The 8,905-nt window shown below is 49.0% G+C and carries 8 protein-coding genes (1 of these 8 running past the window's edge); 3 read left to right on the top strand and 5 right to left on the bottom strand.

Features of this window, described 5'->3' with window-relative positions; translation table 11 throughout:
* Positions 1-168 carry the 5' end (the start) of an ammonium transporter gene (amt, locus tag SH580_RS11055; protein WP_319830941.1) on the bottom strand. Its footprint begins 1,986 nt before the window's first position, so the window shows 168 of its 2,154 coding nt (coding positions 1-168); its start codon is at positions 166-168; its stop codon lies off the left edge, out of view.
* Positions 169-302: 134 nt separating this feature from the next.
* Between amt and SH580_RS11050 the strand changes: the two genes are divergently transcribed.
* Genes SH580_RS11050 through SH580_RS11040 form a run of 3 tightly spaced genes read left to right on the top strand, consistent with a single transcriptional unit; the run spans position 303 to position 2,634 of the window.
* Positions 303-935, top strand: coding sequence for a sigma-70 family RNA polymerase sigma factor (locus SH580_RS11050; protein ID WP_319830940.1), 633 nt, complete (start codon positions 303-305; stop codon positions 933-935).
* 26 nt (positions 936-961) lie between these two features.
* On the top strand, positions 962-1,576 hold the full coding sequence (locus tag SH580_RS11045) for a hypothetical protein (RefSeq protein ID WP_319830939.1): 615 nt from the start codon (positions 962-964) through the stop codon (positions 1,574-1,576).
* A gap of 5 nt (positions 1,577-1,581) precedes the next feature.
* Positions 1,582-2,634 carry a S1C family serine protease gene (locus tag SH580_RS11040; RefSeq protein WP_319830938.1) on the top strand — a complete coding sequence of 351 codons (1,053 nt, stop codon included), beginning with the start codon at positions 1,582-1,584 and terminating at the stop codon, positions 2,632-2,634.
* 1 nt (position 2,635) lies between these two features.
* On the opposite strand, the gene SH580_RS11035 is transcribed toward SH580_RS11040, so the two are convergent.
* The 4 genes from SH580_RS11035 to SH580_RS11020 form a co-directional block, all read right to left on the bottom strand.
* Entirely contained in the window at positions 2,636-4,075 is a 1,440-nt protein-coding gene (locus SH580_RS11035; protein ID WP_319830937.1) for a DUF4139 domain-containing protein, read from the bottom strand.
* Positions 4,076-4,151: 76 nt separating this feature from the next.
* The gene (locus tag SH580_RS11030) at positions 4,152-4,775 is read right to left on the bottom strand and encodes a hypothetical protein (RefSeq protein ID WP_319830936.1); all 624 of its coding nucleotides are present in this window, start codon (positions 4,773-4,775) and stop codon (positions 4,152-4,154) included.
* A 152-nt stretch (positions 4,776-4,927) separates the two neighbouring features.
* Positions 4,928-5,698: a 3-keto-disaccharide hydrolase gene (locus SH580_RS11025; protein ID WP_319830935.1), complete on the bottom strand. Its 771-nt coding sequence runs from the start codon at positions 5,696-5,698 to the stop codon at positions 4,928-4,930.
* A 32-nt stretch (positions 5,699-5,730) separates the two neighbouring features.
* Positions 5,731-8,808: a response regulator gene (locus tag SH580_RS11020; protein WP_319830934.1), complete on the bottom strand. Its 3,078-nt coding sequence runs from the start codon at positions 8,806-8,808 to the stop codon at positions 5,731-5,733.
* Positions 8,809-8,905 lie beyond the last annotated feature (97 nt).

Here is an 8,905-nt window from a genome sequence, read left to right as displayed (position 1 = left end):
AAAGATCGCGGCGGATACGCAGAAATCAGCTAGGTTTTTGACGGCAACATTGATACTATTTTTGGCTCGAACCATGCCTGATTCGAGAAAGCAGAAGCCAACTTGCATGGACATTACCAGGGCAGCTGCGATTATCATCCATGCGATATTTAAACTTTCTGAACTCATTTTTTTGGCTTATTTATGCATAGCTAAGCAGAATACAGGCCAAGCTGAACCTTCGCTTAAAAGGCGACGTTTCAGTTTTGGCTTGGAATTAGCTTTTGCATTTTTGAAATGAATGTCTTAAATCTTACCTATTAATGGCCAACTCAGGATCAGTCACAGAATCGATCTTCGGCGCTCAGGAGAAAACGGTCTCAGAGCGTGATCTCGATTGGGCAGTTGTGCAACGTGTGCAGGCTGGGAATGTGGGGGCGTTCGATCAGTTGGTGCAGAAGTATCGAGAGCATATTTTCTCGGTCATTTATAATATGACGAGTAATCGCGAAGATGCTTCGGACCTAACTCAAGATACTTTTATCAAAGCTTTTCAGGCGATCGCGCGATTTAAAGGAAAGTCCTCCTTTTTTACTTGGATTTATCGTATCGCGATTAACACGACTATGACATTTCTCAAGAAGCGGAATCGTCGTCGTTTTATTAGTTATGAGAAAATCGATGAAGAGGTTTCGAATTCAGAAATTTTTGAACGTCTGACTGCAAAGAATCGCTCTGAAAAGGGAGCTTTAGTCAACGAATTGCAGGAAAAATTGAACGATGCGTTGCAGAAGTTGTCTCTTAAGCATCGAACAGTCGTTATTTTACATGAAATTGAAGGTCTGGAGCATGCTGAAATTGCGGAAATCACTAAAGTTTCTGTCGGGACGGTACGCTCTCGACTCCATTACGCGAAACAACAACTCCAGTCTTATTTACAGGAATATATCGGTTAAATAGCGCGATCATTCATAACATACCTATGGCAGATATTAACAAGGCCCCAGATCAAGATGTCACAGTCGAAGAGTTGCTCCGCCTAAAGCGTGCGGAACGTCCAGATGATGCCTTTTGGGGCACATTTGATCAAGAGTTGCACCAGCGTATGCTTCAAACTTTAGTTAAGAAGGATCCGTGGTATGTGCAACTGTTACGTGGCGTTTCAGGGCGTATTGCGCAGACGGCCGCAGTGGGCGCTGCGGCTGCGTTTCTAGCGACTTTAATGTTACGCCCTGCGTTTGTCGAGTTGGTCCAGTCGGGAGGAGCCGCCGGCTTTGCCCAACAAATGACCGGAGCCAATGTGACTGAATCCGGGCTTGGCAATGACTCCAGCGTGGCCTCCAGTGCTTTGGGCATCGATACTCCTTCTGATTCGACTGTGGCCCGCGCCGTGCCGATGGTGCTGGCGATGTCGGACCTAGAGACCGCGATGACGCCTGACTATAAGATTGAAGCCATCAGTGCTGGCGTCGATGCAGCCTACACCCAGGACTACGCACATGATACTTTTCGGGTGGCTGCTTACGATAGTGCTGCGTATGTGGCAGATACTGCTTCTTTTGCAGGCTCAGGCCTCGCAACAGGTTTGGTTTACTAGCCATCATGCGTCCCTGTTTCATTTGGTTTGCCCTGGCATCGGCATTCTGCGCTCATCTGGTTTCGGCCAATAGTGCAGAGGCATTGGCTTTACAGGAACGTTTGCTTGAAGTATACGAGCAAAACAAGGGGGCTGTCGTTCGAGTCAAAGCCGCTTATACGAGCGACGAGGTCGACGGTAAACAGCAGATTATGCTGCGTGTCGGCACTGGTTTTTTTATCAGTAAAGAAGGCCACGTCTTGGTGAGCGCTAGCCGAGCGGCTGGGGCGAGCCGGGTTTGGATCGAATATGAGGGGCGGCCTTATGCGACTGAAGCCGTGGGCCACGATCGTTTAACAAACATCTCGGTATTACGTGTTTTGGAGCCACCTGAGGGCTTCTCGATTATTAAGTTGGATGCCTCCGAGCCCTTGCCTCAAATCGGGTCGATCGCAATTGCGATTACCTGCCCTCTCGACTTCGGGCCTACACCCGTGATGGGGCTTTTTACTGGAGTTGAGAAAAAATTGGGCAATAAGGTGTTCCCTACTAGTTATATACGCACATCGATTCCCGTGGATGGCGGCCAGGGAGGATGTCCGATGTTGGACCTGAATGGACGCTTTATAGGAGTGTCGGTTGCGTCGATTGCTGAATTGAACGGCTCGTTTTTATTGCCAGTCGATGCGCTAGTGCGTGTGCGTGACGATCTGATGTTTTCGGGCCATATCATCCACGGTTGGATGGGCTTCGAGGTCGCCTCTAAGCTGCTTGAAGATGATACCAATGGTGTCTATCTCTCCTCTGTGATCGAAGATGCGCCTGCAGCTCAAGCGGGGCTGCAGGAGGGGGATCGGTTGGTTTCTATCGCAGGGCGTTCAATCGAAAATGTTTTCGATGTGCCAGGGGCCTTTTTCTTTACCCGGGCGAATCAGTTTACGCCTGTCGAGGTCTTGCGTGGAGAGGAGCTGCTAAAGCTGTCAGTGAAAACCTTGCCGCGCCCAGAGCGTAATCCAGTGATTGCTGTCGAGGAGGATGCGGCCGAACGCGCGTCAGAGAAAGAGGAGGACGGGCAGTAGCTTACCAATTGTATTCGACGGTGTAAGAAACAGTTTTTGTTTCATTTGCGCCGACTGCAATTGGGAACTCAATACTTTGTGCATCTCTTTTATTGTAGGGATTGCTATTTTTTAATATTTTCCAATTGGACCAACGGTAGAGCTGCTCGACTACTTGCACCTGGACTTCTTCGTCGCTGCGATTGCGAATCTCTATTTCAAAAGTTTCGCGTAGCATATCCCGACCGGGTTGTTGATAGAAATCGGTTCGAGTGCGTTCTCCGACTATGTCGAAGGCATTGCCCAAGTAGATGCGGATTGTCTCGTTTTTGGGTGTATGATCGATTGTATTTTCGCCTGTAAACTCTAGTTGACCATCATGGTCCATGCGGTAAAAGCGAGCTTTACCGGCTGGTAGAGCGATACCGAGACCGTTGGCTTCAGTGTTTTGTAATTCACGGTAGATTGCGACATCGGCTTGTTGGTTTAGGCCATAGTTTTGGTTGATGTTGAGGCCTCCGTAGTAGCGTGCGCTGCCTGCTCCCTCGTATATGTAGAGTTTCTTGGTCGCAACTTGTTCCGCGCGGACGAATTCTACCTGTTTGGTTTCACTGTCCCGTAACGTTGTCTTTAGTGGGAGTGAATACATGTGAAATTCATCAAATTTCTTAGCCTCGACTTGAGGGGCTGCTCTGCTGTCCGCCATGGCCATTGAATAGACTTCCTTGCGCAAGCGCTGCGGTTGTTCCACGACTCGGTTGACATCGCCCGCGATTAATTTGATCGAGGCGTCTTCGAAGCTGGTGCCTGTGTTGTTCTCTATGGATATCCAGCCTGTTAGTGTAACTGTGTCGCCAGCTTCAGGCAGTACGAGGTTGTAGTCCGACTTCCAAGACATGCCGTCGGTCAGGTAGCTGAGCTGGGCATCAAATTTGGCATCCGCGTTGGAGTGCAGCTTCCATGTGAGTGTGGGCTCTAGTATTGAATCGTCTCCTAGGCTGGGGAAGAGGGGGGTGCCTGGCAATATCGTCATTAATTGTTCATCGACTTCGATGATGGGTTCCAACATTTGTTGTTGGTTGCCATACTGGTTTGTGATGGTGGCCATGGAGGGCGCGCGAATGATTTTGCCGGCTTCGATGACTTCTCGTCCGTCGACTACCTTCAGGAACTGGATGGTTTTGCCCTCAAACATTTGCAACAGTCGACTCTGATCGATGGGATCACCTCGGTAGCTTTGTTCGATTACGCTTAGGGCAACTTGACCGCGGGGATCGCGCAAGATGACGGATTCAGGTTCCAGTTGTGAGGTCACGCCACTATAGGCCTGTTCGGTGATCCCGCGCTTTAGATCGAGTGGAATCGTGTCGCGCACGACTCCGAAATTACCATTATAGACAGTCAGTGCGGTGTGGGCGCTTAGGCTGGTGATGCAGGTGAAGAGCAGAGCTAAGTGTTTCATTATTGTGGATGGGGTTGACTGTGCGAGCCCCTGAGCATGGGCTGTGTAACGCTTGGATAGAATACTATAGACTCATTTATGCTTCAACTGTTTCGGCTAAATCGCATAAAAATTCGACAACTTGCGTGAAGCGTTGGCGAGTCGCCTCGTTACTGATTAAGCCGAGCTCTGTGTAAACGAGCGCCCCGTTGCCAATATAGAGGGAGCCTTTGTTGGTCTTTAGCGTGGACTCGAGCCAAGTGAGTGTTTCTTGGTCGAGTAGTTTGATCAGGCGGTCTCCGTGATCGCTCCGCACATCGATTGCTTGGTCAAAAGTGCTGTGTCCGCTTTTCCAGCGCTTCATTCCGCCGCTGTCGCGCTGTTTGAAGCGTCCGATGAGGCCAGCTGCTGTGAACTGTGCGCGCAGTTTTTTATCCTTCAATTCGATTTTTAAGACCGTCTCGATTTGGCGTGTGTTTTGCAGGCCTTTGCCGGGCACGGAGAGAGAGAGTTCGCGGCCACGATAGCTGCCAAAGGCGGCTGGCTCATTGCGTACGAAGCCTAGTAACTTGCTCTCTGGAATATCGAGATCCAGATTCAGCTCTTCGCCGAAAATTCGATATTGGGCGATTATTTTTTCCGAGGCGCTCCGCAGAATGAGCCAAAAGATGGCTGCGACCGCAACGGTGAGTGCAATAACAAAGGCGATTTCAGTTCCCATGCTGCTATACATAGAAACACGCGGCGCTGGTGCGAGTTATTTAAATGGACCGTTTATAAAACGAAATTAAACACTTTATAGGGTTATTGTGGGCCGCGGTCTATATTGAGGACGGATTGCCCAGCTATGTGAGAAGAAAGAATGCGCGATGCTTAGAGCTCCTTGATTAGAATGTTTCGATAGAGTAGCTCTGCCCATTCGGCTTGAAGGCCAATATGTCCTTTATTCAGCGGCAGTGTCGTGCCATCCTCTTGTAACTGGACCATGTTGTAAGTTTCAAGCACGACCTCGCCATTTAAGATAAAGCTAGCCTTTTCGGAGCCGTATACATGGATCTCCATCTCATTCCATTCTCCCTTTGGTTTTTCTTTTCCCATATGGGTCTCGACAGATTTTCCAGTTATACGTTTCGCGCTGGCATCGTAGCGTTTCTTGTTTTGGGCTGTATCAGCTCGCAAGTGCTTACCCAGTACGAATAGGTCACCAGTGTGGAAGCGTCCTGCCTGTCCTTTGCCTGCGGGCTTATTGGCAAGAGATTCGCCAATCTGCATTTCTATACTGAGTGGCCAGACTTTTTGTAGATTGCCGTGAACATGAAAGAGCAGCCCTGCATCCCGGTCCCAGTCGCTGCGGGGTGCAAAGCGACTTTCCAGCCACTTATACTCCAGTTTTAAAATGTAGTGGCTATATTCTGTCTTTGTTACCAGGCAGTCATTGGCTTGTTTCGAGCCCGCTTTACGCCCAGCATAGGTTTGAATCGCTTGCTCGTTTTCATTTACGGAGAAGGCTCCCCAGTCACCAATGCCGGAGCTGCGTGCGGCGGTCCACCCTTGCAAACTAGTTCCGTCAAATAGTGTTTTAAAACCATCCTCCGCAAATAGAGAATAGGTGAGCAGGCATAGAAGTGGGGTGAGTCGTTTCATTTTGTGTAATAGATTGGACTGGGGAGGGCAGCTTAGCTAGCCTTATCCATTATGGACCATAGGGCCCGCGCTTTGATTGGCTTCTGGAGCCCTCCATTCATGCCTGCTTGAATTAAATCAAGTTGGTCCTCTTTAAAGGCGAGCGCAGTAATGGCTATGATCGGGGTGGTATTCCCTCTTTGACGGAGTATGCGAGTCGCCTCAAATCCACTCATCCCTGGCATTTTTAGATCCATTAAAATGATAGAGAAATCTTGCGAGTCGCATAGGTCGACCGCTTCCTGCCCGTTCTTAGCATGTGTCACATGAAAATGGCGTTGCTTTAAATAAGTTTTCATTAGCTCCGCGTTACTGGGCTCATCTTCGACGAGTAATATTTCTTTGCCTAAGGATGAGGACATGCCGCTGTCCTCGCTGATGTTCGTTATCTTTTGTGAGTCGTCGGTTTCGGCTGCTGGCAATTGGTTTTGAAGTGTTTGTTGCAGAGGCATTGGGAGCTGGACGTGAAATTCGGCTCCTTGGCTGTAGCTCGGGTTGATCCAAATCTTGCCGTTCATTAGTTCTGTGAGCCGTTTGCATATAGCTAAGCCCAAGCCCACACCTTCATATGCGCGACTATGTGAGCCGTCGAGTTGTTGGAATTCCTGGAAGATGATTTCGTGTTGTTTCACCGGGATGCCAGGGCCTTGGTCACGTACGGTGAGGTGCAGGCTGGGTGCATCTGTAGGATCACTTTCGTTGACTGATTCTATTTCAGCAATGACTTGGATCTCTCCTGATTTTGAGAACTTTATAGCATTGCCGACTAGGTTGAGCAGAATTTGCCGTGTACGTGTCGGATCGATACAGCAAGGGGTATGTAGTTCAGGGCTGATTTTAAATTTTAAAATCAAGCCTTTATCCTTACAGGGCTGATCGAAGATGCTGCAGATGTCATCCAGGATATCTTGTAATAGGCTAGGCATCGTTTCGATCGTGAGTCGGCCGGCTTCGATGCGTGAGATGTTTAATATATCTTCGATTAGTTGTAATAGGTCTGTGGAGCGTGATTTGATGATCTTTAGCCAGCCTCGTTGTTCGTCGGGCAGGTTCGTGGTGTTGAGTAGCAGGTCGGCAAAGCCGAGTATCGGATTTAGGGGCGTGCGTAATTCATGACTCATAGTCGCGAGAAAGACATTCTTTGCTTGGCTGGCCGCCTCGGCTGCTTCTTTTGCTTCGATGAGCGCGGCTTCGTGTTTCTTGATCTCAGTAATGTCTTGGTGAGTGCCATACATCCATTCCGGCCTGCCGTCTTGCGTGCGTGTGGCGAGTTTTCCGCGATCCATAATCCAGATCCACGAGCCGTCTTTGTGCTTCATGCGCAGTTCACAGGTGTAGTAGTCTGTTTTGCCCTCGAAGTGTTCGTTGATGCGTTTCGTTGCGATTTTGAAATCGTCGGGATGGCATAATCCGATCCAGGTGTGCACTGTGATTGGAGCTAGCTCTTCTAGGCTATGGCCTGTCATTTCAGCCCAATATTCATTGAGCTTGAGCGCGCCGGTTTTCACATTCCATTCCCAAGTTCCGACATGGGTGCCGGAGAGTATATTGGAGAGCCGTGTTTGCTCGGCGGCTAATACTTCTTCCATTTGTCGGCGTTCCGTATTGTCTTGCACGATGGAGAAGAGCACGGGTTCTTCATCCTGCTGGATGCAAATAAATAGGACTTCGACTGTTCTTTGTGCGCCGTTGCGTAAGCGGTGTTTGAACTGATAGCTCTTCCTTTCACCTGTAGTGATCTGTCCTAAAACATCCTCCGTTGCGGCAAAGGCACCTCCGTCGATTTGTGATAAATTGAGTTGTGTGAGTTCGGACTGGGGGTAGCCGTAATAGGCCAGTGCGGCGGGGTTGGCATCGAGGATTTGTCCGTTTTTGGGGGCGATCAGGAGGATCGGTGTGGCGCTGTTTTTGAACAGACCTGCGGTTTGACTTTCACTTTCTTTGAGATGAATCAGCAGCTTACGCTGTTTGTAATAAAGAAATCCGATTACAATGCCGCAGCCAGCGATCAATACGGCAATGATAAATGCAGTGATGAAGTAGGTCTTGTATTTAGCATAGGTGGAGAGCGGCTTATCAAGTATGACAGCTCCTTGAGGTAATTGTGAGAGACGTATCTGATGGCGCTGTAGCTCTTTGTAATCGAAATAGTAAATATTGCCGTAATTTTCGATCAAAGTATTCTCGGGCAGTGGTTGTCCGTTGAGATAGTCTTCTGCTAATTTCGTTGCCAATTGTGCCATTTGGTAGTGCGAGACGACTTTGCCCCCGAGGAATCCGAGCCCTATACCGTGAGAATAGGGATAGAAGATCGGTCGTTGCGTGTGCTGCTTGAGCCACAATGTCAGATCCAAGAAACTCTTCTGTGTGCCTTCCTTGTCCATGTAAGCCGATAGCAAGAGTAAGGCGTCATTCTTCGCATACGATTTTAGCTGTTGTGCCAGCTCGTTATAGCTCAGATGGCTCAAGTCTTCGACCTGTAGACGAGCTCTAATTTCGGGTGATAGGTCATACAATAGAGATTTTAATTGGGCCTGACCGCTGGGAGTGGGATCGGTAATCACGTGTAATGTGTCCAAGTCAGGAAAGAGATCGAATGCGAGAGCTGCGTTCGCATACAGCGAATTTTGTTCTAAAATCCCCGAAAAGTCGGCACGCTCTACAGCGAGTTGGGCGAATTGATGATCGTTAATTCCGAAGAAGATAACTGGCGTGGTGCCGAGTAGTTCATCTTTATATTTCAGTAGAAATTTCAGGGCATTGTCATCCGATGACAGTATGAGGTCGTAGTTGCCGTCAGATTCGACTTTGTCGCGGATGTGTTCGTATGTGATCGGGAAACGCTCTGCCATCGGGCGGCGCTTGGTGTCCATATAGACGACGTCGAGTTCGCGGTTGGCTTGATTCAGTAGTTGTGTAACCGCTTGAAAATGGCCTGGCGCTGAGGTGAATTCTGAGTGGTAGGAACTGAGGTAGAGAATGCGTTGCGTGGGCGACGTTGCGAATGCGGTTGCGATTGCAAAGAACAGCAAAAATAGGCTCGTGATCTTGACTGGTATCGACTGGGGCATGCCGCATTCCTTCATGTAGAGGATTACGGCTTTGTATTTGAAATGAGTTGTGTAAGCAATCCTATTTTAGCTTAGGGGATAAGCGCTATGATCTTCT

This window comes from Coraliomargarita algicola (genome assembly GCF_033878955.1).
GTDB classification, from domain to species: domain Bacteria; phylum Verrucomicrobiota; class Verrucomicrobiia; order Opitutales; family Coraliomargaritaceae; genus Thalassobacterium; species Thalassobacterium algicola.
Note: the sequence above shows the minus strand (reverse complement) of the source record. Positions and strands in the feature narration are given on the sequence as shown.

Excerpts from the sequence above, each read along its gene's own strand:
- SH580_RS11050 (WP_319830940.1), top strand. The coding sequence starts at position 303 with ATGGCCAACTCAGGATCAGTCACAGAATCGATCTTCGGCGCTCAGGAG.
- SH580_RS11045 (WP_319830939.1), top strand. The coding sequence starts at position 962 with ATGGCAGATATTAACAAGGCCCCAGATCAAGATGTCACAGTCGAAGAG.
- SH580_RS11040 (WP_319830938.1), top strand. The coding sequence starts at position 1,582 with ATGCGTCCCTGTTTCATTTGGTTTGCCCTGGCATCGGCATTCTGCGCT.
- SH580_RS11035 (WP_319830937.1), bottom strand. The coding sequence starts at position 4,075 with ATGAAACACTTAGCTCTGCTCTTCACCTGCATCACCAGCCTAAGCGCC.
- SH580_RS11030 (WP_319830936.1), bottom strand. The coding sequence starts at position 4,775 with ATGGGAACTGAAATCGCCTTTGTTATTGCACTCACCGTTGCGGTCGCA.
- SH580_RS11025 (WP_319830935.1), bottom strand. The coding sequence starts at position 5,698 with ATGAAACGACTCACCCCACTTCTATGCCTGCTCACCTATTCTCTATTT.
- SH580_RS11020 (WP_319830934.1), bottom strand. The coding sequence starts at position 8,808 with ATGCCCCAGTCGATACCAGTCAAGATCACGAGCCTATTTTTGCTGTTC.